Origin of the sequence: Brachybacterium sp. ACRRE, from assembly GCF_022346485.1 — a bacterium.
Classification (GTDB): domain Bacteria; phylum Actinomycetota; class Actinomycetes; order Actinomycetales; family Dermabacteraceae; genus Brachybacterium; species Brachybacterium halotolerans.
Map to the genome: position 1 here is coordinate 1 of NZ_JAKRMO010000053.1, position 22,833 is coordinate 22,833.

At 71.9% G+C, this 22,833-nt stretch carries 20 protein-coding genes; 14 read left to right on the forward strand and 6 right to left on the reverse strand.

Features of this window, described 5'->3' with window-relative positions; all coding sequences use genetic code 11:
- Positions 1 to 32: 32 nt before the first annotated feature.
- Complete coding sequence (locus MHY49_RS14240) at positions 33 to 674, reverse strand: TetR/AcrR family transcriptional regulator (RefSeq protein WP_239205149.1); 642 nt, start codon at positions 672 to 674, stop codon at positions 33 to 35.
- Positions 675 to 830: 156 nt separating this feature from the next.
- Between MHY49_RS14240 and MHY49_RS14245 the strand changes: the two genes are divergently transcribed.
- Positions 831 to 2,357, forward strand: a complete 1,527-nt coding sequence (locus MHY49_RS14245; RefSeq protein WP_239205151.1) for a S10 family peptidase — start codon at positions 831 to 833, stop codon at positions 2,355 to 2,357.
- A gap of 43 nt (positions 2,358 to 2,400) precedes the next feature.
- On the opposite strand, the gene MHY49_RS14250 is transcribed toward MHY49_RS14245, so the two are convergent.
- The 4 genes from MHY49_RS14250 to MHY49_RS14265 form a co-directional block, all read right to left on the reverse strand.
- Positions 2,401 to 3,432 carry a proline racemase family protein gene (locus tag MHY49_RS14250; RefSeq protein ID WP_239205153.1) on the reverse strand — a complete coding sequence of 344 codons (1,032 nt, stop codon included), beginning with the start codon at positions 3,430 to 3,432 and terminating at the stop codon, positions 2,401 to 2,403.
- Entirely contained in the window at positions 3,422 to 4,570 is a 1,149-nt protein-coding gene (locus MHY49_RS14255) for an alcohol dehydrogenase family protein (RefSeq protein WP_239205154.1), read from the reverse strand. The genes MHY49_RS14250 and MHY49_RS14255 overlap by 11 nt, the downstream gene beginning before the upstream one ends.
- A gap of 138 nt (positions 4,571 to 4,708) precedes the next feature.
- Entirely contained in the window at positions 4,709 to 4,954 is a 246-nt protein-coding gene (locus tag MHY49_RS14260; RefSeq protein ID WP_370646162.1) for a YbdD/YjiX family protein, read from the reverse strand.
- On the reverse strand, positions 4,954 to 7,233 hold the full coding sequence (locus MHY49_RS14265; RefSeq protein ID WP_239205155.1) for a carbon starvation CstA family protein: 2,280 nt from the start codon (positions 7,231 to 7,233) through the stop codon (positions 4,954 to 4,956). Before MHY49_RS14265 ends, MHY49_RS14260 begins: the two co-directional genes overlap by 1 nt.
- 342 nt (positions 7,234 to 7,575) lie before the next feature.
- On the opposite strand from MHY49_RS14265, the gene MHY49_RS14270 reads away from it, so the two are divergent.
- The 4 genes from MHY49_RS14270 to MHY49_RS14285 all read left to right on the forward strand — a co-directional run bounded on the left by MHY49_RS14270 (position 7,576) and on the right by MHY49_RS14285 (position 11,748).
- A complete protein-coding gene (locus MHY49_RS14270; protein WP_228357148.1) occupies positions 7,576 to 9,273 on the forward strand; it encodes a sodium:solute symporter family protein in 1,698 nt (565 codons plus the stop codon).
- Between the two features lie 22 nt (positions 9,274 to 9,295).
- Positions 9,296 to 9,631, forward strand: a complete 336-nt coding sequence (locus MHY49_RS14275; RefSeq protein WP_239205156.1) for a hypothetical protein — start codon at positions 9,296 to 9,298, stop codon at positions 9,629 to 9,631.
- A gap of 174 nt (positions 9,632 to 9,805) precedes the next feature.
- Positions 9,806 to 10,999 (forward strand): MFS transporter, encoded by a 1,194-nt coding sequence (locus tag MHY49_RS14280; RefSeq protein ID WP_239205158.1) that lies wholly within the window; start codon positions 9,806 to 9,808, stop codon positions 10,997 to 10,999.
- Positions 11,000 to 11,106: 107 nt separating this feature from the next.
- Positions 11,107 to 11,748, forward strand: a complete 642-nt coding sequence (locus MHY49_RS14285; RefSeq protein ID WP_239205160.1) for a histone deacetylase — start codon at positions 11,107 to 11,109, stop codon at positions 11,746 to 11,748.
- Here the strand turns inward: MHY49_RS14285 and MHY49_RS14290 are convergent.
- Positions 11,745 to 13,604 carry a helix-turn-helix domain-containing protein gene (locus MHY49_RS14290; RefSeq protein ID WP_239205162.1) on the reverse strand — a complete coding sequence of 620 codons (1,860 nt, stop codon included), beginning with the start codon at positions 13,602 to 13,604 and terminating at the stop codon, positions 11,745 to 11,747. The two genes, MHY49_RS14285 and MHY49_RS14290, sit on opposite strands and share 4 nt — an antisense overlap.
- A 139-nt stretch (positions 13,605 to 13,743) precedes the next feature.
- On the opposite strand from MHY49_RS14290, the gene MHY49_RS14295 reads away from it, so the two are divergent.
- From MHY49_RS14295 to MHY49_RS14335, 9 genes are all read left to right on the forward strand, one after another.
- Complete coding sequence (locus MHY49_RS14295) at positions 13,744 to 14,568, forward strand: N-acyl homoserine lactonase family protein (protein ID WP_239205164.1); 825 nt, start codon at positions 13,744 to 13,746, stop codon at positions 14,566 to 14,568.
- Between the two features lie 11 nt (positions 14,569 to 14,579).
- Positions 14,580 to 14,981, forward strand: a complete 402-nt coding sequence (locus MHY49_RS14300) for a zinc ribbon domain-containing protein (protein ID WP_239205166.1) — start codon at positions 14,580 to 14,582, stop codon at positions 14,979 to 14,981.
- Positions 14,978 to 16,084, forward strand: a complete 1,107-nt coding sequence (locus tag MHY49_RS14305; protein ID WP_239205168.1) for an alcohol dehydrogenase catalytic domain-containing protein — start codon at positions 14,978 to 14,980, stop codon at positions 16,082 to 16,084. Before MHY49_RS14300 ends, MHY49_RS14305 begins: the two co-directional genes overlap by 4 nt.
- Positions 16,085 to 16,174: 90 nt before the next feature.
- Positions 16,175 to 17,677, forward strand: a complete 1,503-nt coding sequence (locus MHY49_RS14310; RefSeq protein WP_239205170.1) for an NAD-dependent succinate-semialdehyde dehydrogenase — start codon at positions 16,175 to 16,177, stop codon at positions 17,675 to 17,677.
- Positions 17,678 to 17,775: 98 nt separating this feature from the next.
- Complete coding sequence (locus tag MHY49_RS14315; protein WP_239205172.1) at positions 17,776 to 18,690, forward strand: NUDIX domain-containing protein; 915 nt, start codon at positions 17,776 to 17,778, stop codon at positions 18,688 to 18,690.
- 116 nt (positions 18,691 to 18,806) lie between these two features.
- Positions 18,807 to 19,124: a DUF3870 domain-containing protein gene (locus MHY49_RS14320; RefSeq protein WP_200502264.1), complete on the forward strand. Its 318-nt coding sequence runs from the start codon at positions 18,807 to 18,809 to the stop codon at positions 19,122 to 19,124.
- Positions 19,125 to 19,271: 147 nt separating this feature from the next.
- Positions 19,272 to 20,423, forward strand: a complete 1,152-nt coding sequence (locus tag MHY49_RS14325; protein ID WP_239205174.1) for a DUF819 domain-containing protein — start codon at positions 19,272 to 19,274, stop codon at positions 20,421 to 20,423.
- Between the two features lie 26 nt (positions 20,424 to 20,449).
- Entirely contained in the window at positions 20,450 to 21,586 is a 1,137-nt protein-coding gene (locus tag MHY49_RS14330) for a dipeptide epimerase (protein ID WP_239205176.1), read from the forward strand.
- Between the two features lie 83 nt (positions 21,587 to 21,669).
- Positions 21,670 to 22,833, forward strand: coding sequence for an NlpC/P60 family protein (locus tag MHY49_RS14335; protein ID WP_239205178.1), 1,164 nt, complete (start codon positions 21,670 to 21,672; stop codon positions 22,831 to 22,833).

Sequence of the window (22,833 nt, forward strand, 5' to 3'; positions counted from 1 at the left end):
CGCCGGTTGCGGGGCGGGCCGGCGGTGCGGGGTCAGACGGGCCGACGGATCCGTGCGCGCAGAGCACGGGTGAAGTCGTGGAAGCAGGCGACGATGTCGATGCCGTCGGGGTCGAGGAGCCACTGGTTCTCCAGGCCCTCGCTCATGGCGAGCACCTGGCGGATGACGATCTCGTAGTCCAGGTCATCGCGCAGCTCCCCCGATGCGACACCGGCGCTGAACCCCTCGCGCAGCATGGTGAGGCCGATGTCGAAGTGCCGGAGCACGTGCGCTCGCGCCGGATGGTCCTTCTCCGTCGCCTCCGCCCCGAGCACGTGCGCGAGCCGCACGAGCCCGTAGCGCCGGACGTTGTCGGCGACGGTCGCGTCCCACGCGTCGAGGACCTCGGTCCCTGAGAACGCCCGATCGTCCGGCCACGTCAGCTGCCCGCGCCGGTCCCTCTCCTCGAGGACCGCCAGCAGCAGCGCGGGCTTGGTCGGGAAGTGGTGCAGCACGCCCTGCTGGGTCATCCCGACCATGCGGCCGATCGAGGCGAGGGACGCCCCGCGGTACCCGTGCTCCCCGAACGCCTCGGTCGCGGCGTCGAGGATCCGTGCGCGCGCCGCCTGCCCCGGGGCGTAGTTCCCGCGCCGGTGGGGCGAGGTCTCGTGCGCGGTCCCGGACGTGGTGGTCATGCGCTGCCTCCTGCTGGTGACGGGGCCGATCGGGCGATGCGTCCGACGTCCCCGACGAGAATACCTACCACCCACTCGGTGTTCAACCAGCGGCGCGGCGGCCACTGCCCTCCGTACGATCGGACGAGGCCACCCACGACGCAGCGGAGGATCTCCATGACCGAGTCCCACAGCCCCTCGAACACCACCGCGACCGAGGCCGCTGCCGCGGGGGCCGCGGCCGGCGCGCTCGGCCAGGGCGGGGAGACGCGCCCGAAGCCCGAGGACCACCTCGAGACCACGGCCCACCTGCTCGAGCTGCCCGACGGCTCCTCCCTCACCTATACGGCGACCGCCGGCACCCACGTGCTCACCGAGGAGCCCGAGGGCGAGGCCTATGCGCGCGGCGCCGCCTACGCGGAGCTGTTCGCCGTCAGCTACGTCGCGACCGACCGCGGCTCCCAGCGCCCCGTCGTGTTCGCCTTCAACGGCGGCCCCGGCTCCTCGACCGTGTGGCTGCACCTGGGTCTGCTGGGCCCGCGGCGGGTCGACTCCGGTGACGCCGGCGCCCTCACCCCTCCCCCGTTCGGCCTGCTCGACAACCACGAGACGATCCTGAAGGACGCCGACCTGGTGGTCGTCGACGCGATGTCGACCGGCTACTCGCGCCCCGCGCCCGGCGCGAAGCCCGACCGCCACCACGGGATCACGGCCGACCGCGACCTCGTGGCGGACTTCATCATGGACTGGCTGACCCGCAACGAGCGCTGGCTCTCCCCGGTGCACCTCGTCGGCGAGTCCTACGGCACCACCCGGGCGAGCGCGGTCGCGGGCCGCCTGGTGGATCGCTTCAACGTCGCCCCTGCGGGCATCGCCCTGCTCTCGCCGGTCCTGGACTTCTCCACGATCGTCTTCGCCGAGGACTTCCCCGCCGGCAACGACGCCCCGTACCTGCACTACCTCCCCACCTACGCGGCGATCGCCCACGCGCACGGCAAGCACCCCGGCCGCTCGCTGCTCGAGGTCGTCGACGAGGCGGAGGCCTTCGCCGAGACCGAGTACCCGCAGCTCCTCGCCCAGGGCCACCGCCTGGACCCCGAGGAGAAGCGCGAGGCCGCCGAGCAGATCGCGGCGCTCATCGGCGTCGGCCCCGACTGGGTGGAGCGGGCCGACCTGCGCGTGGAGCACATGGCCTATCTCGCGGAGGTGCTGCGGGAGGAGGGCCGGATCGTCGGTCGCATCGACGGCCGCTTCAGCGCGCCCGCCGGCGACCTCAACGCAGGGTCGATGGAGACCGATCCGTCGACCGACCAGCTGGGTCCCGCGTACACCGCCGCCATCAACCAGTACCTGACCGCCGAGCTCGGGTTCACCTCCGACGTGGTCTACGAGATCTTCTCCCCCAAGGTCCACCCCTGGAGCTACAAGGAATTCGAGAACCGCAGCGTGGAGGTCGCCTCCGACCTCGCCCGGGTCCTGCGGAAGGTGCCGTCCACCAGGGTGTTCGTCGCCCACGGCTACCACGACGCGGCGACCCCGTTCCACGCGAGCGAGCACGTGCTCGCCCACCTGCAGATCCCCACCGACGACTACCGCGAGCGGATCCGCATCGAGTACTACGAGGCCGGCCACATGATGTACGTCCACGAGCCCAGCCGCGTGGCCCTCGGCGAGCACCTCGGCGAGTTCGTGCGCGGGGAGTGAGCCGGGAGCGACCCCAGCGGGGCGGGATCGCGCCCCGCTGGGGTCACTCCGTCAGCAGCGCCTCCAGGTCCGAGGCGTCCACGAGCGGGTCGTCGAGGTCGACGGTGACGTGCGAGCGCGCGAGCAGCCGGGCCGAGCCGGTGGTCGTCGAGTCCCATGCGGGCAGTCCGCCCACCTCCGCGGGCCCGGTCAGGGTGCCGAGGAACCGGGAGCCGCGTGGGGAGATCGTCTCCAGGGTGCCGCCGGGCGCGAGGTCGCCGTCCGCGGCCATCAGCGCGAGCCGGGCGGAGGTGCCGGTCCCGGTGGGGCTGCGGCAGATCACGCCGGGATGCACGTAGGTGGCCGACGGCGATTCGAGCCCTCCGCTCGAAGTCGCGCGGATCTCGCCCATGAAGTGTACGAACGGCAGCGGGCCGACGTCCCCGAGGGAGGGATGCTCGTGCCGCAGGCCGGGCCGGGCGGCGCGCACGAAGGCGTCGCCGAAGGCGGCGAGGACGATCTGCTCGTCGGCCGTGACCGCGAAGCCGTGGTCGGCGGCCCGGACCAGCGCGTAGTAGGCCCCGCTCCACACCAGGTCGAAGCGGACCGGGCCGATCCCGGGCACGTCGACGACGAGGTCGCGATCGGCGACGAAGGCGGGCTCTCCGCGCGTGGTCACGGACTCGACGCGGCCGTCGGCGCAGTCGGCGGTGACGCGGGCGAGGCCGGCGGGCGATTCCAGGACGACGGACTGCTCACCGCCTGCCATCGCGATCGTCCCGCTCTCCAGCAGGGCGGTCGCGGTGCAGATCGTGTTGGACCCCGAGTACATCGGGTACCCCATGGCCTCCATGATGATGTAGCCGGCCTGCGCCTGCGGATGCCCAGGCTCGACGATGAGGTCGACGGACATCGCGGGGTCGCCGTAGGGCTCGGAGAGCAGCAGGCGCCGCAGGCCGTCGCCCTCGCGCTGCAGGAAGCGGGCCTTCTCGAGCGCCGTCGTGCCCGGGATCGGCTCGATGCCGGCGATCACGATGCGGCTGACGTCCCCGCCGGACTGCGTGTCGATCAGCTCGATCGTGCGTTCACGGCGCATCGGGATCGCCCGCCGCGCGGTCGTGCGCGAAGGGCGCCCCGACCTCGTCCCAGTGCCGGTCGGGCACGACCACGAGCTTGCCGATATAGGTCTTGCCCATGAAGGTGCGCTGGGCCTCGTGGAAGTCCGAGAGGCGGAAGGTGCGGTCCAGCAGCGGCCGGATCCTGCCCTCCTGGATGTGCTGCACGAGCCGCCGGAACGCGGTGCGCGTCCCCTGCGAGGAGCCGTGCAGCTCGAGCTGCTTGAGGTACATCGTGCGCAGGTCGAGGTCGACGACAGGCCCGCCGATCGCGCCGGCCGTCGTGTACCGGCCCTCGGGTCGCAGGATCCGCAGCAGGTCGTTGAACAGGGGCCCCGCGACGAGGTCGGCGACCACGTCGATCGGCCCGTCGGCCACCCGTTCGACCTCGCCCACGAGATCGCCGGAGCCGCGCAGGATCACGTCCTCGGCGCCGATCGCGCGCAGCGCCTCCTCCTTGCCGGGGCTGGAGACCGCGTAGGGGATCGCCCCGCGCACCCGCGCGAGCTGCAGGATCGCCGACCCCACCCCGCCGGATGCGCCCGTGACCAGCACCCTCTCCCCCTCGGCGAGGCGGGCGCGCACGAGCATCTGCTCGGCGGTGAGGTAGGCGCAGCAGAAGGTCGCCAGGCCCGCGTCGGGGATGTCGGCGGTGATCTCGTAGGCGTTCTCGGCGGGCACGGCGACGTACTCGGCGTACCCGCCGTCGCGGCCGTGGCCGATGTAATCGATGTCGGCGAGGGAGTCGTCGCCCTCGGGGCGGTGGTAGATGCTGAAGTCGACCATCACCCGCTCGCCGATCCGGGAGGCGTCGACCCCGGGGCCGACGGCGACGATGCGGCCCACGATGTCCGCGCCCTGGATCCGCGGGAACTCGAGGGTGGAGCGCCCGCGCCGCCAGGTGGAGACCTCGCTGGGATCGGTGTCGCTGCCGTAGGCGCCCTCGCGCACCCACACGTCGGTGTTGTTCATCCCGCAGGCGTGGACGTCGATGAGCACCTCCCCCGCCGACGGGCTCGGGGTGGGGACATCGTGGGAGAACTCCAGCTGGTCGAGCCCTCCGTGCCCCATCAGCCGCACGGCGGCCATGGTGGGCGGGGTGTCCTGGTTCGGGGTCATGGCGACCTCCCGTCGAGGGGTCCGCGCGGCGCTGCGCGGGGAGTACGACGAGCATGGCACCGCCGGAAGGCGCCGTAAAGAGAGGACCCGCGCGGGGGCGGGGATCCGCGCGGGTCTGCGGACCGGTCCGCCGCCCGCTCAGCAGCAGCCGGCCGAAGGGTTCTCGCCCTGCTCGGCGTACTTCCGCCGCCAGAACTCCTTCTCGCTCAGCGGCGCGTGCGCGCAGCCGGTGATCCGGTGGTGGTGCAGGTAGCGGTCGTAGGCGTCGGACCCCAGCACGCCGCGCGCGAAGCGCCGCACCCCGCGCAGGGCGCCGACGAGACGGCCGGGCACCGGCCCGGTCCCGCCCGCCTGCCGCCCCGCCGGAGCCACTGGCGTGCTCATCAGTGCCCGACCGTCCCGGCGAGGTCCTTCTCGGGGTGCTCGCGCAGGTGGTCACGCCAGCGGCCCTCGAGCTCCCTCTCGGCGGGCGTAGGCACCATGCCCGCGGGCGCGAAGTACGCGGACTCCACGCGCGGGGCCTCGGTGTCCAGGAGGTTCCTCCCGTGCAGCGCCTGCCAGGTGCGCCAGAGCGAGACCACGATGACGATGATCGTGCAGACCACGAAGAGGATCGAGAGGGATCCCTGCACGGCGGTGTTGAAGACGACCGCGTGCATGTCCTCGGGGGTCTTCGCGAGGCCCAGCTCGGTCTTGCCCGCGGCGAGCGCGTCGCGGTAGGCGATGTGGTTCGCCCAGTAGCCCACCCCGGGGTCGGAGGAGAAGATCTTCTGGAACGAGCCGGTGATGGTGACGACCGCGGTGAAGGCGAGCGGCACGAAGATGATCAGCAACGACCAGGTGCGGCCCTTGCGGGCGAACACCACGAGGCAGATCGCGAGGGCGACCGCGGCCAGCAGCTGGTTCGCGATGCCGAAGAGCGGGAACAGGGTGTTGATGCCGCCCAGGGGGTCGAGCACGCCCATCATGAGGATCGACCCCCAGCCGGCGACCATCACCGCGGTGGTGATCCAGGCGCCGACGCGCCACGAGTGGTCGCGGAAGCGGGGCTTCCAGCCGCCCAGGGCGTCGGCCAGCATGAAGCGGGCCACGCGGGTGCCGGCGTCGACGCTGGTGAGGATGAACAGCGCCTCGAACATGATGGCGAAGTGGTACCAGAACGCCATCATCGCGGGGCCGCCCACGAGCTTGTGCATGATGCCCGCGAGGCCCACGGCGAGCGTGGGCGCGCCGCCGGTGCGCGAGACGATCGACTCCTCGCCGACGTCCTTCGCGGTCTGCGCGAGCGTCGACGGATCGAGGTTCACGCCGGTGAGGCCGAGCGAGTTGACGAACTGCGCGGCGCCCTCGATGGTGCCGCCGGTCGCAGCGGCGGAGGAGTTCATCGCGAAGTAGATGCCGCGGTCGATGGAGACGGCTGCGACCAGCGCCATGATCGCCACGAAGGACTCCATGAGCATGCCGCCGTAGCCGATCATGCGCATCTGGCGCTCCTTCTCCACGAGCTTCGGAGTGGTGCCCGAGGAGATCATCGCGTGGAAGCCGGAGAGGGCGCCGCAGGCGATGGTGACGAAGAGGAACGGGAACAGGCCGCCGGTGAACACGGGCCCGTCGGTGCGGGAGGCGAACTCGGAGACCGCGGGGGTCGAGATGCTGGGGCGCACCACGATGATCGCGACGGCGAGCATGACGATCGTGCCGATCTTCATGAACGTCGAGAGGTAGTCGCGCGGGGCGAGCAGCACCCACACGGGCAGCACGGCGGCGATGAAGCCGTAGGCGATGATCAGCCCTGCGAGCACGGGGCGGTCCAGGTGGAACAGGGCGTCGCCCCAGCCGGTCTCGGCGACCCAGCGCCCGGAGATGATCGCGAACAGCAGCAGCGCCACGCCGATCACGGAGACCTCGAAGACCTTGCCGGGGCGCAGGAAGCGCAGGTAGAGGCCCATGAAGATCGCGATCGGGATGGTCAGGCCCACGCTGTAGACGCCCCAGGCGCTCTCCCCGAGGGAGTTCACGACGACCATCGCGAGGATCGCGACGATGATCAGCATGATGGTCAGGGTCGCGATGAACGCGGCGACGCCGCCGACGACGCCGAGCTCGTCGCGGGCCATCTGCCCGAGGGAGCGGCCGTGGCGGCGCGTCGAGATCACGAGCACCAGGAAGTCCTGGACGGCGCCCGCGAGCACCACGCCCACGATGATCCAGATGGTGCCGGGCAGGTACCCCATCTGCGCGGCGAGGACGGGGCCGACGAGCGGGCCGGCGCCGGCGATCGCGGCGAAGTGGTGGCCGAAGAGGATGCGCCGGTCGGTGGGGACGTAGTCCTTGCCGTCGTACTCGGCCTCCGCCGGGGTGGCGCGGGTGTCGTCGGGCTTCACCAGGCGGTTCTGGATGAACTTCGCGTAGAAGCGGTAGGCGACGAGGTAGGTCGCGACGGCGGCGAACACGAACCAGATCGCGTTGATGGTCTCCCCGCGCGCGAGCGCGAGCATCACCCAGCCGAGGGCGCCCACGAGCGAGATGGCGACCCACAGCACGATCTTCGCGGGGGTCCAGCGCTGCTCGGCGCGCACGGTCTGCTCGGGAAGGGCTGCGGGAGGGGCGTCGGCCGTCGCAGCGGCCGCGCCCGAGGAGGGTTCAGGGGACGAGGGGGACATGGGGAAGACCTCCTGGGTCGTCGTCGACCGGCCGCCGGGGAGAACGGCCGACGACAGGCTACCGCCGTCGGCCCCGCTGCACCGTCGCCGCGTCCCCACCGCGCCCCCACCGCGTCCAGGCGCGCGAGCCGACGGCGGGGCGGGAGATGCGACGGGCGATGTGGCGCGCGACTCACATACCACGCGGACCCGCTGGTCGTCCGGCGATTGCAGGATGTCGCCGCCGGAGGCTCCTCCCGCGGTGGTAGCGTGACCGCCCGGCGGCCAACCCCCCGCTGCTCCTCCGAGTGCCATGAGCGCGCTCGCGACGGCGCCCCTTCCCCTGGACTCCGAGGCCCTGTCATGGTCGACATCCGGTTGGATGCGCAGTGGATCGATTACGCGATCATCGCGCTCTACTTCGTCTTCGTGCTCGGTGTGGGCTGGTTCGCCAAACGCGGCGTCTCCAACTCCATCGAGTTCTTCCTGTCCGGCCGCTCCCTGCCCGCCTGGGTGACCGGCCTCGCCTTCATCTCGGCGAACCTCGGCGCCGTCGAGATCATGGGCATGTCCGCCACGGGCGCCCAGTACGGCATGCCCACGATGCACTACTTCTGGGTGGGCGCGATCCCCGCGATGCTGTTCCTGGGCGTCGTGATGATGCCCTTCTACTACGGCTCGAAGGTGCGCAGCGTCCCCGAGTTCATGCGCATGCGCTTCGGCACCGCCGCGCACCTCGTGAACTCCATCAGCTTCGCCGCCGCGCAGCTGCTGATCGCGGGCGTGAACCTGTACCTGCTGGCCACGATCGTGAACCGCCTGCTGGGCTGGCCCCAGTGGGTGGGCCTCATCGTCGCCGCCGCCTTCGTGCTCTTCTACATCTCGGTGGGCGGGCTCTCCGCGGCCATCTACAACGAGGTGCTGCAGTTCTTCGTGATCGTCGCGGCGCTGCTGCCGCTGACGCTGATCGGCCTGCACCGCGTGGGCGGCTGGAGCGGCCTGAAGGAGAAGGTCGCCGGTGACGGCATGCTCGGCGCCGAGCAGCTCCACTCCTGGCCGGGCGAGCAGCTCTCGGGCTTCAACAGCCCGATCCTCTCGGTGGTCGGCATCGTGTTCGGCCTGGGCTTCGTGCTCTCCTTCGGCTACTGGACGACGAACTTCGTCGAGGTCCAGCGCGCGATGGCCAGCAAGTCCATCACCGCCGCCCGGATGACGCCGATCATCGGCGCCTTCCCCAAGATGTTCATCCCCTTCATCGTGATCATCCCCGGCATGATCGCCGGCGTGCTGGTCTCGGACATGACCGAGTTCAAGAAGCTCGACTTCGGGGGCGATGCCGCCGGGGCGGCCGCCACGGGCGTCTCCTACAACGACGCCCTGCTGCTGCTGATGCGCGACGTGATGCCCAACGGCCTGCTGGGCGTGGCGATCGCGGGCCTGCTGGCCGCGTTCATGGCCGGCATGGCCGCGAACATCTCGGCCTTCAACACGGTGGTCAGCTACGACCTCTACCAGCAGTACGTCAAGAAGGACGCCCCGGACAAGCACTACATCCTCGTGGGCCGCATCGCCACGGCGGTGGCCTGCGTGATCGCGATCTTCACGGCGCTCATCGCCGGGCAGTTCTCGAACCTCATGGACTACCTGCAGACCCTGTTCGGGTTCTTCAACGCGCCGCTGTTCGCGACGTTCATCCTGGGCATGTTCTGGAAGCGGATGACGCCGGCCGCCGGCTGGTCGGGCCTCGCCTCGGGCACGGTCGCCGCCGTCATCCTGTGGAGCCTGTCGACCTTCGGCGAGGTGTTCGTCCTGCCGGGCCAGGGCCTCGCGTTCCTGAGCGCGGCGACCGCGTTCGTCGTGGACATCATCGTCTCGGTGGTCGTCACGCAGTTCACGCGCCCCAAGCCTGTGCACGAGCTCAAGGGCCTCGTCTACTCCGAGACCCCCAAGACCGATCTCGTGGACCCCGACGAGAAGGGCCTGCCCTTCTTCCGTCGGCCGGTCCCGATGGCCGGGATCGGCCTGGCGCTGGTCATCATCCTGAACATCGTCTTCGCGTGAGCCGGGACGGAGGAGAGAAGTCATGAACGACAACGAGAACCTCGAGGGCGGCCCCGTCGCAGTCCCCGATTCCGCGGGCGCCAAGGTCCAGACCGCCGGCGCCTTCGACATCCGCAACTTCATCGGTCTGCTGGTCGCACTGTTCGGCGTGATCCTGCTGCTTGTGGGGCTCTTCGACTTCACCGACGTCGAGTCCGCCAAGACCGGGGGCGTCAACGCCAACCTGTGGGCCGGCCTGGTCATGGTGGTCGTCGGGATCGTCTTCGCCGTCTGGGCGAAGGTGGAGCCGATCCGCATGATCGTCAGCGAGAACGAGGAGGGGGCCGAGGAGCCGCGCGACATCGCGGGCCTCGACTGACCTCCCGGCCCGCCGCCGATCCGTCGGCCGACGGGAACGCCCCCGCCGCCCGCGCACCGCTCAGCGCTGCGCCGGCCGCGGGGGCGTTCCGCTGCGCGGAGCACGCGTGCACCCGCGCCCGCGCCGCCCCTACACTTGTGTACGACCGTACGTTTACGTGATCTGGAGACGCCCGTGCCCGGCGCACCCGCTTCCCTCGCCCTGCGCCGCCTCGCGCTCTGCGCCCTGTTCGTCCTGCCCGGGATCAGCATCTCCTCCTGGGTGACGCGCACCCCCGCGATCCGCGACCTGCTGGGCGCCTCCACGGCGCGGATGGGCCTCGTGCTGTTCGGCCTGTCCGTCGGCTCGATGCTCGGGATCCTCACCTCGGGGCCGGCAGTGATGCGCCTGGGGGCCCGACGGGTCGTGCTCGTCGCCTCCGCGCTGCTGGTGCTCGCGATGCCGACGATCGCCGCGGGCGCGGCCACGCAGCAGGCGCTCGTGGTCACCCTGGGCCTCGCCCTGTTCGGCGCCGGCACCGGCGGCGGCGAGGTCGCCATGAACATCGAGGGCGCCGCGGTCGAGCGCGAGTCCGGCCGCACCTTCCTGCCCACCCTGCACGGCTGCTTCAGCCTGGGCACGGTGGTGGGGGCGTGCGCCGGAATCCTCGCGAACGCCGTGCGCCTCCCCGTGGTCCCCCATCTGCTCGTGATCGGCGTGATCGGCGCGGCGCTGCTGGCCTGGGCGATCCGCCTGCTGCCCGCCGCGACGGGCCAGGTCACCGCCGAGGAGCGCGCCACCCACGGGCACCGCACCGGCCCGCCGGTCTGGAAGGACGGTCGCCTGCTGCTGATCGGCGCGATCGTGCTGGCCATGGCACTGGCCGAGGGCACCGCGAACGACTGGCTGCCGCTCGTCATGGTCGACGGCCACGGCTTCGACGCGGCGCTCGGCAGCGCGGTCTACGCGGTCTTCGCGGCGTCGATGACGGCGGGACGCTTCGCCGGGGGCCCGATCATCGACCGCCTGGGCCGCGCGCCCGTGCTCGCGGCGAGCGCCGCCTGCGCGACCGCCGGACTGGTCCTGGTCTCCCTGGTGGACAACCAGATCGTGGCCGGCGCGGCCGTGATCCTCTGGGGCCTCGGCGCCTCGCTCGGCTTCCCCGTCGCGCTCTCGGCCGCCGGGGACTCCGGGCCGCAGCCCGCCCAGCGCGTCGCCCTGGCCTCGATCGTCGGCTACATGGCCTTCCTCGTCGGCCCGCCGGTGCTGGGCTTCGTGGGCGATCACGTGGGACTGCGCGGGGCGCTGCTGCTGCCCGCCGCGGTGGTCGCCGTCGCGATCTTCCTCGCGCCCTCGACGGGGAACAGGGCCCTGCGCCGCAGCAGCTGAGCGGCAGCAGCGAGCGGCGAGCGCGGGGCGCGGGGCGTGAGGGCCGTCTCGGAACCGGCGCGCCGCTCTGGCATCGGCCGACGGTGCGTGCGCAGGATGGACGCACCATGGATCGCGATCTCGTCTGGTACGTCAGCTACGGCTCGAACATGAACGCCGAGCGCCTCGCCTGCTACATCCAGGGCGGCAGGCCGCCGGGCGCGCTGATCGGATACACCGGGGCCCGCGACCGCACTCCCCCGCGCGAGGCAGCGGGCGTGATGCTCCCGGGCCGACTGCACTTCGCGGGAGAGTCCCGCGTGTGGAGCGGCGGCATGGGCTTCTACGACCACGATGCCGAGGGTCCGACGCCGGCCCGCGCCTTCCTGCTGACGATCCCCCAGTTCGCGGACGTCGCCGCCCAGGAGATGCACCGCCCGGTCCAGGAGGACGACCCCGTCGAGCGCCTCGTGCGCGAGGACGTGGGCATCGGCGCAGGGACGGACGCCACCGCGGCCCCGGCCGGCACGCGCGTGGCCGTCGGCCCCGGTCGCTACGAGACCCTGGTGGTGCTCGGCGAGCGCGATGGCGTCCCGATGCTCACCTTCACCGCACCGGAGGGGATCGGCGACGTGCCGGCCACCCAGCCCGTCCCCGCGTATCTCGACATGCTCGCCGAGGGCCTGCGCCAGTCCCACGGCTGGGACCGCGAGCGAGCCGACGCCTACTTCGCCGCGCGCGGCGCGGACCTGGAGCGGGTCGGGGTCTAGCCACCGGCCTCCTCGCGCCCCAGCGACCACATGCGCAGGGCGAAGTGGAGGTCGAGGAACCTCGCGGGCGCGCGCCAGTCCTCCCCCAGCAGCCCCGCGATCCGCTCGAGGCGCTGGCGCACGGTGTTGGGGTGCACGTGCAGCATCTGCGCGGTGCGCGGCACGTGGCGACCGGACTCGGCGAAGGCCCAGGCGCTGCGCGTGAGCTCGGTGCCGTGCTCGCGGTCGTAGTCCTCGAGCGGGCGGATCACGAGCAGCGGCGAGGGCAGCGTGGGGTCCCGGTGGATCGCCTCGGCCATCAGCCCGACCATCCCGATCCTCTCGCCGTCGGCCGATCTGCCGCGCACCCCGAGCACGGCGAGGGAGCGCAGGGCGAGCTCCGCGGAGCGGTGCGCCGCGGGGATCCGCTCGAGGTCCTCGACGGGACTCGACCAGCCCGCGTTCACGCCGCTGCCGGCGACGTCGAGCAGCGCGGAGAGCGCGTCGGCCGCGGCATCGGGCACGAGCACGCACAGGTGGTCGCCGTGCAGCGCGACCACCGCGCCGTCGTGCGCCGTGCCCGCGCGCAGGCGGTCGGCGAGGGGGCCGACGTCGAGGTCGAAGACGTCGATCGCGACCATCCGCACGCCCGCGCCGGGCCTCACGGCGCGCACCCGGGCGTCCCCGCGCACCGTGTCGACCTCGCGCCCGCCGCGCACCAGGGCGTCGATCACGGCCCGGTCCCGGCGGCGCCTGTCGTCCTGCTGCGCCCTGCCCAGCAGGAGCAGGATCCCGAAGAACACGGCGACCCTCTGCACGCGGGGCAGCAGGCGCGGGGCGAGGGCCCGGCCGACGACGAGCGTGCCCAGGTGCTCCCGGCCGCTGCTCGCGCAGGCCAGCGTGGTCCCACCGGAGACGGCGGGCCTGCCCGTGCCGCGGGCCGCCCGCAGCGCCTCCCCGTCGAGGCCGACGGCGAGGCGCGCGCCCGGATCCGTCTCGACCATCGGCACCCCGCCGGCGTCGAGGAGCGCGAGGTCGGCGCCCAGCAGCTCGTGCACGCGGCGGGCGAGCACCTCGAGATCGCCGCCGTCCAGGAGCGCCTCGAGCAGTCCCGCGTCGAGGTCGAGGATCTCGTGGAGCTCGACCATGCGCTCCTCGTCCTCGTCCTGCTGTGCGCTGAGGCTCGCGAGCGCCCCGGTGACCTCCTCGAAGCGGCGCGCGTTGTCGAGCGCGACGCTCGCATGGCGGGACAGCGTGTCCACGATGTCGACGGTCTCGGGCGGGTACTCGCGGCTCGTGCGGTCGGCGATCAGCAGAGCGCCGTGCACCTGCTCGCGCAGGGTCATGGGCACGGCGAGGATCGAGCGCACGCCCTCGCCGCGCACGATGTCGTCGATCTCCCCGATGTGGGACAGCGCCGCATCCTCGAGGTAGTCGGCGGTGGTGACGATCGCCCGGCCCGTCGCGGCGCGCCCCAGCACGCCGTAGCCGATGGGCATGCGCAGGGTGCGGTACTCCTCGGTGCGCACCCCGTCGGACTCGCGGATGAAGGTGGTGTCCGCCGTGTTCAGGGCGATGTAGGCCATGTCGGCGCCGGTGAGCAGGCGGGTGCGGCGCACGATCTCGTGGAGCACGCCCACCACGTCGCGCCGCGTGGTGACGTCCACGGCGATCGAGGAGACCGTGCGCAGCAGCTCCTCGCGCCGCGCACCCTGGGCGAGGCGCTGCTGGAGGGCGCGCAGGGTGCGGGCGTCGGCCTCGTCGAGCGCGGGCCCGTCGGCCCCGACGCCCTCGCGCGCCGCGGCGATCGCCCCCTCGAGCCGCGCCGGATCCTCCTCGGCCATCACCGCGCGCAGCAGAGACTCCATCGCCCCCATGGACCATCCTCCATCGATCGGCCCGATCCCTGTCACCGCACACCATAGGCGCGGTGTGGCCCGGGCCATAGCGTGGGGAGCGAACGCGCCGCCGCCCGGCACCGTCGCCCGGCGAGGCACCGACCGTGAGGAGTCATCGATGACTGCGACCGATTCGCCTATGAAGCTGCACGTCCTGTCCACAGGGGTCATGGAGTGCGACCACACCTGGCTGCTGCTGCAGGCGGGGAACACGATCACCGACCGTCAGCACAAGGACAAGCCCGCCGCCTGGGGCGAGGCACCCACGCACGCCGTCCTCATCGAGACTCCCGAGGGGCGGATCCTCTGGGACACGGGAGTGCCGCGCGACTGGGAGAAGCGCTGGGAGCCCACCGGGTTCCAGGACTTCTTCCCCGTCCAGGAGGACCCCGCGGGCCCCGGCTACCTCGACACCGCGCTCGCGGACCTCGAGCTCACCCCCGAGGACATCGACATCCTTGTCCTCTCCCACCTGCACTTCGACCATGCGGCGAACGCGAAGATGTTCGAGAACGGGAAGACCCGCATCCTCGCCCAGGCCGACGAGATCGAGGGCGTGAAGGGCATCGAGGGCGAGTTCGCCGGCGCCCATCTGGTCTCCGGCTTCTCCGGCCTGCCGCTGGAGCCCGTCCACGGCGACGCCGAGATCGTGCCGGGCGTCAGCGTCATCTCCACCCCGGGGCACACCTGGGGCACCATGAGCCTGCGCGTGGACCTGCCGGAGGACGGCACGAAGATCTTCACCTCCGACGCCGTCTACCTCGGCGCGAGCTGGGGCCCGCCCGCGATCGGCGCCGGCATCGTCTGGGACAGCGTGGGCTGGCTCGAGTCCGTCGAGAAGCTGCGGAGGATCCAGGAGCAGACCGGCGCGGAGATGATCTTCGGGCACGACGCCGAGCAGCGCAAGGGCCTCACCCTCGCGCCCGACGGCTTCTACAGCTGAGGGGGCCGACGATGATCCTCTACGACCTCAAGTGCGCCGAGGGCCACCGCTTCGAAGCGGGCCTGGCCTCGATGTTCGACGACAACCCGCGATGCCGGTGCGGGGCGGAGACCTCCCGCGTCCCGGCCTCCGTGCGCCAGCTCGGCACGGCCGACACGGGCCGCTCGCGCGAGGAGATGCCGACCACCTGGCGCGGCATCCAGCAGGGCCATCCCGACGTGGTGCGCGGCTGGCACCGCGAGATGAGCCGCCGCGAGAAGCTCGAGGAGAAGCACCCCGAGCTCGCCGGCGACCGTCGGCCGATCCTCGCCCACGAGGGCGCCTTCGAGGGCCGACCGCTCCGGGCCGGCGACCCGCTCGCCACGAAGGTCGCGCAGGCGACGTTCGGGACGACGAAGGAGGCGACCGCATGAAGATCCGCGGCGCGGTCCTCGAGGAGATGGGGCGCGAGCGCCCCTATGCCGACTCGCGGCCGATCACCATCAGCGAGCTCGAGCTCACCGAGCCCGGCTCGACCGAGATCCTCGTGCGCATGGAGGCCGCGGGCGTGTGCCACAGCGACCTCTCCGTGGTCGACGGCAACCGGCCGCGACCGGTCCCCATGCTGCTGGGGCACGAGGCCGCCGGCCGCGTCGAGGCCGTGGGCGCCGAGGTGGAGGACATCCGCGTGGGCGACCGCGTGGTGATGAGCTTCCTCCCCCGCTGCGGGGAGTGCCGCGAATGCCGCACCGACGGCCGCCTCCCCTGTTCGGTCGGGTCCAGGACCAACAACGACGGCGTGCTGCTGCACGGCTCGACCCACCTCACCCGAGACGGCGAGCACGTGCACCACCACCTGGGGGTGAGCGGCTTCGCGACCCGCGCCGTCGTGGACCAGGCGAGCGCCGTCGTCGTCCCCGAGGAGGTCCCGCCCGAGGTCGCCGCCGTGCTGGGCTGCGCCGTGCTCACGGGCGGCGGGGCCGTCCTGAACGCCGCGCAGCCGGGCCCCGAGGACTCGATCATGATCGTGGGCCTGGGCGGCGTGGGCATGGCGGCCCTGATCACCGCCCTCGCGCAGGACGTGAAGGAGGTGATCGCCGTGGACAACCTGCCCGCGAAGCTCGAGCGGGCGAAGGAGCTCGGCGCCCACCGCACGTTCACCCCGCAGGAGGTCGCCGAGCAGAAGATCACCGCCGACCGCGTGGTCGAGGCCGCCGGCCATCCGAAGGCCTTCGAGACCGCGGTGGGCGCGATCGGCTTCGGCGGCACCATGGTCACCGTGGGTCTGCCCGCGCCGACCGCGCAGGTCACGATCGCCCCGCTGCCGCTCACCGCGCAGGCCCAGTCGATCATCGGCTCCTACCTGGGATCGGCCGTGCCCCGGCGCGACGTGCCCGAGTACGCCCGGCTCTACCTCGAGGGGAAGCTGCCGGTCGAGGAGCTGATCAGCCGCACCATCCGCCTCGAGGAAATCAACGAGGCCATGGACCAGCTGGCCGACGGCGAGGCCGTCCGCCAGGTCATCCTCTTCGACTGATCCCCCGCGGCCGGTTCCCCCGTCCCGCCCCGGAAGGCGCAGGATGGAGGGACCGGCCCTGCCCGTGACCCCGACCCGAAGGAGCGCACCATGACCACGAAGCCCCGTCTCTCCCCCGCGCAGGTCGCCGACCTGCTGGAGCGCACCCCCCGCAGCTCCTTCATCGGCGGCCGATTCCTGGGCGGCACCCCCGATCTCGACGTGCAGGACCCGGCGACCGGGCGCCCCCTCACCCAGGTCGTCGACGCCGACGCGGCGAGCATCGGCGAGAAGGCCCTCGACGCGGCCATCGCCGCCCAGGCCGACTGGGCCGCGACCCTCCCCCGCGAGCGCTCGGAGATCCTGCGCCGCGCCTACGAGCTGTGCCACGAGCGGGCCGACGACCTCGCGGCGCTGATGACCCTCGAGATGGGCAAGCCCCTGGACGAGGCGTACGGCGAGGTCACCTACGGCGCCGAGTTCCTGCGCTGGTTCAGCGAGGAGGCCGTGCGCCTGCCCGGACGCTTCCGGCAGGCACCCGCCGCCGAGCAGGCGATCCTCACCACCTCGCGTCCCGTCGGCCCCGTCCTCGCGATCACCCCGTGGAACTTCCCGCTGTCGATGGGCACCCGCAAGATCGCTCCCGCCCTCGCCGCCGGCTGCACCGTCGTGCTCAAGCCCGCCGAGCTCACCCCGCTCACCTCGCTGGCCTTCTGCCAGATCCTTGCCGACGCGGGCCTGCCGGCGGGCGTCGTGAACGCCGTGGTCACCTCCGATGCGGGGACCCTCTCGAGCACCCTCATGGCCGACGCCCGCCTGCGCAAGGTCTCCTTCACCGGCTCCACGCCGGTGGGCCGCACCCTGCTCGCGCAGGCCTCCGAGCACGTGCTGCGCACCTCGATGGAGCTCGGCGGCAACGCTCCCTTCCTGGTGCTCCCCTCGGCCGACATGGACACGGCCATCGCCGCCGCGATGCCCGCGAAGTACCGCAACAACGGCGAGGCCTGCACGGCCGCGAACCGCTTCTACGTGCACTCGTCCGTCGCCGAGGAGTTCACGCGGCGCCTCGTGGAGAAGACCGAGGAGCTGCAGGTGGGCGCCGGGATCGACGAGGGCACCACGATGGGCCCGATGATCGAGCCCAAGGCCCTGGACAAGATCGAGGAGCTCGTGGCCGACGCCGTCGAGCGCGGCGCGAAGGTCCTCACCGGCGGGCGTCGGCCGCGCGCCGACGAACTGCCCGAGGGGTGCGCGGAGGGCTTCTTCTATCTGCCCACCGTGCTCGGCGACGTACCGGCCGATGCCCGCGTGAACCGCGAGGAGATCTTCGGCCCGGTCGCGCCCGTGATCGTCATGGACGACGTCGAGGACATGGTGCGCGCCGCGAACGACACGGAGTTCGGTCTCATGAGCTACGCCGTCGGCGCGGACCTCGCCGAGGTCACCGACATCGCCGGCCGCATCGAGTCGGGCATGGTCGCCGTGAACCTTGGCGTCGCCTCCGACGCCGCCGCCCCCTTCGGCGGCGTCAAGGAGTCGGGCCTGGGCCGCGAGGGCTCCCACGAGGGCATCGCGGAGTACCTCGAGACCACGTACGTGCGGCTGCCGCTGTGAGCTCGGCGGGTGCGATGGGCCGACCGAGCATCCTGCGCCCGTGCGTCCCGTCTGACGTCCCGCGCCTGGCGGGGATGCGTCGAGCTCGCGAACTCTGGATGGAGCAGCAGGGCATCTCGCAGTGGAGGATCGGCTCGCTCGACACCGCACAGATCTCGGTCGAGGTGGCACGCGGCGAGTGGCACGTCCTGGATCCGGATGGAACCCCTGATCGCCACGGCGAGTTCGAGGCTGCCGTACGGCTCGTCGATGATGATCCCTACTTCTGGAGCCAGCACGAGCGCGCGGAGGAATCGGCCCTCTACGTGCACGGACTCATGACTGACCCTTCGGCGGGCGGTCGGGGGCTCGGCGCTCAGCTGCTCGATCTCGCGTGGGCAGAGGCCGGGCGTCGGCGAGCCCGATGGCTCCGCCTGGACTGCGCGCCGCACCTGCTGGACTACTACCGGCCGAAGGGATTCACTCCTGTGGGCCGGAAGGAGACCGATGAGTTCGTGACGATGTTGCTGGAGAAGCCTGCGCCTGGGGATCCGGCTCCGCCGGTGCTCGCCGTCGACGACAAGGGACAGCGGCTGCTCTCCTTCGCCCATGCCGACGAGCCTCGCACCGACCACGTGGGAGACCTCGCGTGCCCGCTCGCGCTGGTCGTCGCCCGGGCGGGTGATCGCGTCCTGTTCGGGAAGAACCGGTGGCGGAAGTCGTGGGAGCTGCCCGGCGGGATCTGCGACGAGGGCGAGACACCTCGTGAGGCGGCCGCGCGAGAGCTCGAGGAGGAGACCGGGCTGGTGGCGGATCCGCGCGACCTCGGGTGGGAGGGTCTCGCGCAGTTCGCGCTCAAGGGCCCCGATCGCCGCGAGCTCGCGGCCGTGTTCAGCCTGAGGCTCCCGGCCGAGCCGACGGTCGGTCCGTCGGACGAGCTGACCGATGTCGGATGGTTCGGCCTGGACCGCGTCCCCGCGGACGTCGCCCCGCTCGACCTGGAGATCGCTCGGATCGCATCGACATGTCCCTGACCACCCGACCCCCCGTGATCTCGATCGGTCGCCGCGTGACCTCCGAGGACGTCGCCGGCATGCTTGACGAGCGCCGCTGAGCGTTCGCCCGAAGGCGGCCCCGCTACCCTCTGACCATGACGACGATCTTCCTGACCGGTGAGGCGAAGTCGCCGAGCAACAATCCGATCACGACGCAGTGGGGACTTTTCTTCATCGGCCTCGTCGTCGATACTGAGACGCACGTCATCCGAGAGGCGGACTGCACCGCCACCCTCACCCTCACGGTCGAGTTCGTGAGAGAACTGCTGGTGGGACGCTCGATCCTCGACGAGGACGCCCTGGTGGAGTCCATCTCCGAGAGGTACCACGGGTCTTCGCAGAAGGCGATCGCCGCCTCCGTGCGCAACGCCGCAGCGAAGTACCGCGACCTCGCGGCGGGCACCGCCGGATAACTCCATACCGTCTCCGTCCGCCCGGGACCTCACCGAACCGGACCCCGTCGGAAGCACCTCGCTCGCACCTGTCACCAGGCGCGGCGCGATGGTGCTTCCGACTTTTTTTTGTTTCCCGACCCCCACACCTTCCCCGAGGAGCACCCCATGATCACCGACGGCCTGCTGATGCTCGGCGTCCTCTTGGGACTGTCGTGCGTGCTGATCGTCCTGGAGAAGACCACCGGCTGGAAGCTGTTCAAGTACGTGCCCGGCATGGTGCTGATGTACCTGCTGTGCGCGCTGCTGAACACGCTCGGCGTCTTCGGCCAGGACGACGCGACCCGCGCCCCCATCGCCCAGGTCAAGGACGTCCTGCTGCCGGCGATGATCTTCCTGTTCCTGTTCGGCTGCGACCTGCGCAAGATCATCCGCCTGGGCCCGAAGCTGCTGCTGACGATGTTCGTCGCCTCGGCCTCGCTGTGCTTCGGCATGGTGCTGGTGTACGTCGTCTTCCAGGCCGCGGTGCACCCCGAGGCGTGGAAGGTGTTCGGCGCTCTCCTGGCCAGCTGGACCGGCGGCAGCGCGAACATGGTGGCCGTCCAGGACATCCTCAAGGCGCCCGAGAACATCTTCGGCTACGCCCTGATCACCGACACGCTCATGTACTCGCTGTGGCTGATGCTGATGTTCGCCTCGGTCGCGGTCTCGCCCCGCTTCAACCGCTGGACCAAGGCCGACACCTCCTACCTCGACGCCCATGAGGGCGCCTTCGAAGAGGAGGAGAAGCCGGTGACGGTGTCCTCTCTCGCGATCGTCGTGTTCGGCTCGATCCTCGTCTCGACCCTCTCGATCTGGATCGGCGGCCTGCTGCCCGAGTGGGGCGCGGTCGTCAACGGCACCACCTGGTCGATCCTCATCGTGTCCCTGCTGGGGCTCGCCGTCGCGCTGACCCCGCTGGGGTCGACGGCCGGTGCGAGCGAGGTCGCCTCGCTGATGCTGTTCGTGGTGATCGGCCAGATCGCCTCGGGCTCGGACTTCTCCGCCATCACGCAGGCGCCGATCTACATCGTGATGGGCATCCTCGTGGTCGCGATCCACGCCGGGATCATGGTGCTCTACGCGAAGATCGCGAAGGTCGAGCTGTTCTCCCTGGCCGTCGCCTCGACCGCGAACATCGGCGGCATCGCCTCCGCGCCCGTGGTCGCGAGCGCCTTCAACCGTCAGCTGGTCCCCGTGGGCGTGCTGTTCGCCCTGATCGGCTCGTTCATGGGCACGTTCGTGGGCCTGATCGGCGCCCAGGTCATGCACGCGCTGTGACCGTCACCGCGAGAGGAGGGGGATCGATGACCCCGCAGAGCCTGCTGGATCCGGACGTGCACGTCGTCGCGGTGCGCCACCACCGCCACGTCGCGCCGCTCAAGCGGCCCTTCGTGACCGCGGCGCGGCGCACCGAGGCCGTGCACTACGTGGTCGCGGAGGTCGAGCTGGCCGAGGGCACCGTGGGTCAGGGGTCCTCGGCCGAGACCGTCGCCGTCACGGGCGAATCGGCCGAGTCGATCGCCGCGTGCCTGGCGGGTCCGCTGCGCGGCGCGCTCGAGGGCGCCCGAGGACCGCTGGGCGACCTCGGGCGGCGGATCGGCGAGGCGGTCCCGGGGAGCACGAGCGCGAAGGCCGCCCTGGACGTGGCCCTGCACGACGCCGCCGCGCGCGCCGCGCGGGTGCCGCTGGTCGAGCTGCTGGGAGGCACCCGCTGCGGGACGCTGACCAACGACATGACGATCTCCCTCGAGGACCCCGAGGTGATGGCCGGCCATGCGCGCGACGCGGTCGCGGCGGGCGAGCAGATCCTGAAGATCAAGCTGGGACGGGACATCGACGAGGACCGCCGGCGGCTCGCCGCGGTGCTCGAGGCAGCCCCCGGGGTGAGCCTGCGCCTGGACGCGAACCAGGGCTGGGAGGCCCGCGAGGCCATCAGCATCATCAACGGCTTCGAGCGGGACGGTCTGCCGATCGAGCTGGTCGAGCAGCCCGTGCCGGCGGCGGACCTCGAGGGCCTCGCCCGGGTGCGCGCCGAGGTGGCGACCCCGGTGATGGCCGACGAGGCCGTGTGGAACGCACAGGACGCCCGGCGCATCGTCGAGGCGGGAGCTGCCGACCTGCTGAACATCAAGCTCGCCAAGACGGGAGGCCTGCGCGAGGCGCTCGCCGTGGCCGACGTGGCCCTCGAGGCGGGCATCGCCTGCATGGTGGGCTCGATGATGGAGCCGCGGATCTCGATCACCGCCGCGGCCCACCTGGCCTTCGCGCATCCGGCGATCGCCCTCATCGACCTCGATCCCCCGGCCTGGTTCACCTCCGGGGCGCCGTCGGGCGGCTACCGCCAGCGCGGCGCAGAGCTCGAGCTGGTCGGCGGCCCCGGGCTCGGCCTTGCGATGCTCGACCCGATGCAGGACGCTGATGACGCAGGAGGTGGTAGGTGACGTCGACCCCGCCGCGACCGCATGCGTCGCGCGCCCCGCAGGTCCCCGGCATGCCCGTACCCGTCTCCTCGAAGGAGGACACCATGTCCGCCCACCGCAGCACCTCACCTCACGATCCCGCCGACGCATCGCAGAACCCGCAGGTCACCCGGCGCGCCGGGCTGCGGCTCGCCGCCACCGGGGCCGCCGGCCTCGCAGGCCTCGCCGGCGCCGCCTCCGCCTCCGCCGCTCCCGCGCATCGAGGCGGGCACGGTGGCCACGGGCACGGCCATGGCAGCGGCGGCAGCGGGGGCAGGGCGCCGAAGGCCGGCGAGACCGCGCACGTGAAGGTCACCGCGACCACGCTCTGGGTGGATCCACGCACGAACCGCGACGGCATCGACGACGGCGCCGTCTCCACGCCCGTGGACCTCGACGCGTGGAACGCGAAGATGCCCGACGAGGAGACCCGCAAGTGGCTCACCGGGAAGCTCGAGTCTCAGGCCGTGCTGGGCAGCGAGGTCATCGTCGACGAGATCGACGGCGAGTGGGCGCACATCGTCGTCACCGCCCAGGGCACCCCGCGCGACGACCGCGGCTACCCGGGCTGGGTCCCGATCGACCACCTCACCGTCGACGAGCGCTTCGCGCGCCTGGCGCGCTGCGCCTCGACCGCCACCGTCACGGCGCTCACCAGCACGCTCACCTCGCCGAGCCGCGGCGAGGGCGCGCGCCTGCCGGTCTCCTTCGACACGATCCTCCCGGTCACCGGCCAGAACGAGGACAGCATCGAGGTCGCCGTCCCGGACGCGGGCACCATGCAGCTGAGCATCGAGGACGCCGCGGTCCGCGCGCACGGCGAGAAGCCGCCGCGTCCCACGGTCGAGGACATCATCGCGACCGGCGAGCGCTTCCTGGGCCTGCGCTACCTCTGGGCCGGCGTGAGCGCGTACGGCTACGACTGCTCCGGGTACACGTACACCCTGTTCCACCACCACGGCATCACGCTCGAGCGCGACGCCGGCGACCAGATGCACGAGTCGGGGCTGCAGAGCGTCGAGCGCGAGGACCTCCAGCGCGGCGACCTCGTGTTCTTCGCGACCGAGCCGGGCGCCGAGTCGATCCGCCACGTGGCCCTCTACGTGGGCGACGACAAGATCATGCAGGCGCCGAACGCGGCCCGCAGCGTCGAGGTCGTCTCGCTGACCGAGTACGACACCGACGGCGAGTACGCCGGGGCGCGGCGCGTGGAGCTCGCGAAGGGCTGA

Excerpts from the sequence above, each read along its gene's own strand:
- MHY49_RS14240 (WP_239205149.1), bottom strand. The coding sequence starts at position 674 with ATGACCACCACGTCCGGGACCGCGCACGAGACCTCGCCCCACCGGCGC.
- MHY49_RS14245 (WP_239205151.1), top strand. The coding sequence starts at position 831 with ATGACCGAGTCCCACAGCCCCTCGAACACCACCGCGACCGAGGCCGCT.
- MHY49_RS14250 (WP_239205153.1), bottom strand. The coding sequence starts at position 3,432 with ATGCGCCGTGAACGCACGATCGAGCTGATCGACACGCAGTCCGGCGGG.
- MHY49_RS14255 (WP_239205154.1), bottom strand. The coding sequence starts at position 4,570 with ATGACCCCGAACCAGGACACCCCGCCCACCATGGCCGCCGTGCGGCTG.
- MHY49_RS14260 (WP_370646162.1), bottom strand. The coding sequence starts at position 4,954 with ATGAGCACGCCAGTGGCTCCGGCGGGGCGGCAGGCGGGCGGGACCGGG.
- MHY49_RS14265 (WP_239205155.1), bottom strand. The coding sequence starts at position 7,233 with ATGTCCCCCTCGTCCCCTGAACCCTCCTCGGGCGCGGCCGCTGCGACG.
- MHY49_RS14270 (WP_228357148.1), top strand. The coding sequence starts at position 7,576 with ATGGTCGACATCCGGTTGGATGCGCAGTGGATCGATTACGCGATCATC.
- MHY49_RS14275 (WP_239205156.1), top strand. The coding sequence starts at position 9,296 with ATGAACGACAACGAGAACCTCGAGGGCGGCCCCGTCGCAGTCCCCGAT.
- MHY49_RS14285 (WP_239205160.1), top strand. The coding sequence starts at position 11,107 with ATGGATCGCGATCTCGTCTGGTACGTCAGCTACGGCTCGAACATGAAC.
- MHY49_RS14290 (WP_239205162.1), bottom strand. The coding sequence starts at position 13,604 with ATGGGGGCGATGGAGTCTCTGCTGCGCGCGGTGATGGCCGAGGAGGAT.
- MHY49_RS14295 (WP_239205164.1), top strand. The coding sequence starts at position 13,744 with ATGACTGCGACCGATTCGCCTATGAAGCTGCACGTCCTGTCCACAGGG.
- MHY49_RS14300 (WP_239205166.1), top strand. The coding sequence starts at position 14,580 with ATGATCCTCTACGACCTCAAGTGCGCCGAGGGCCACCGCTTCGAAGCG.
- MHY49_RS14305 (WP_239205168.1), top strand. The coding sequence starts at position 14,978 with ATGAAGATCCGCGGCGCGGTCCTCGAGGAGATGGGGCGCGAGCGCCCC.
- MHY49_RS14310 (WP_239205170.1), top strand. The coding sequence starts at position 16,175 with ATGACCACGAAGCCCCGTCTCTCCCCCGCGCAGGTCGCCGACCTGCTG.
- MHY49_RS14315 (WP_239205172.1), top strand. The coding sequence starts at position 17,776 with ATGGAGCAGCAGGGCATCTCGCAGTGGAGGATCGGCTCGCTCGACACC.
- MHY49_RS14320 (WP_200502264.1), top strand. The coding sequence starts at position 18,807 with ATGACGACGATCTTCCTGACCGGTGAGGCGAAGTCGCCGAGCAACAAT.
- MHY49_RS14325 (WP_239205174.1), top strand. The coding sequence starts at position 19,272 with ATGATCACCGACGGCCTGCTGATGCTCGGCGTCCTCTTGGGACTGTCG.
- MHY49_RS14330 (WP_239205176.1), top strand. The coding sequence starts at position 20,450 with ATGACCCCGCAGAGCCTGCTGGATCCGGACGTGCACGTCGTCGCGGTG.
- MHY49_RS14335 (WP_239205178.1), top strand. The coding sequence starts at position 21,670 with ATGTCCGCCCACCGCAGCACCTCACCTCACGATCCCGCCGACGCATCG.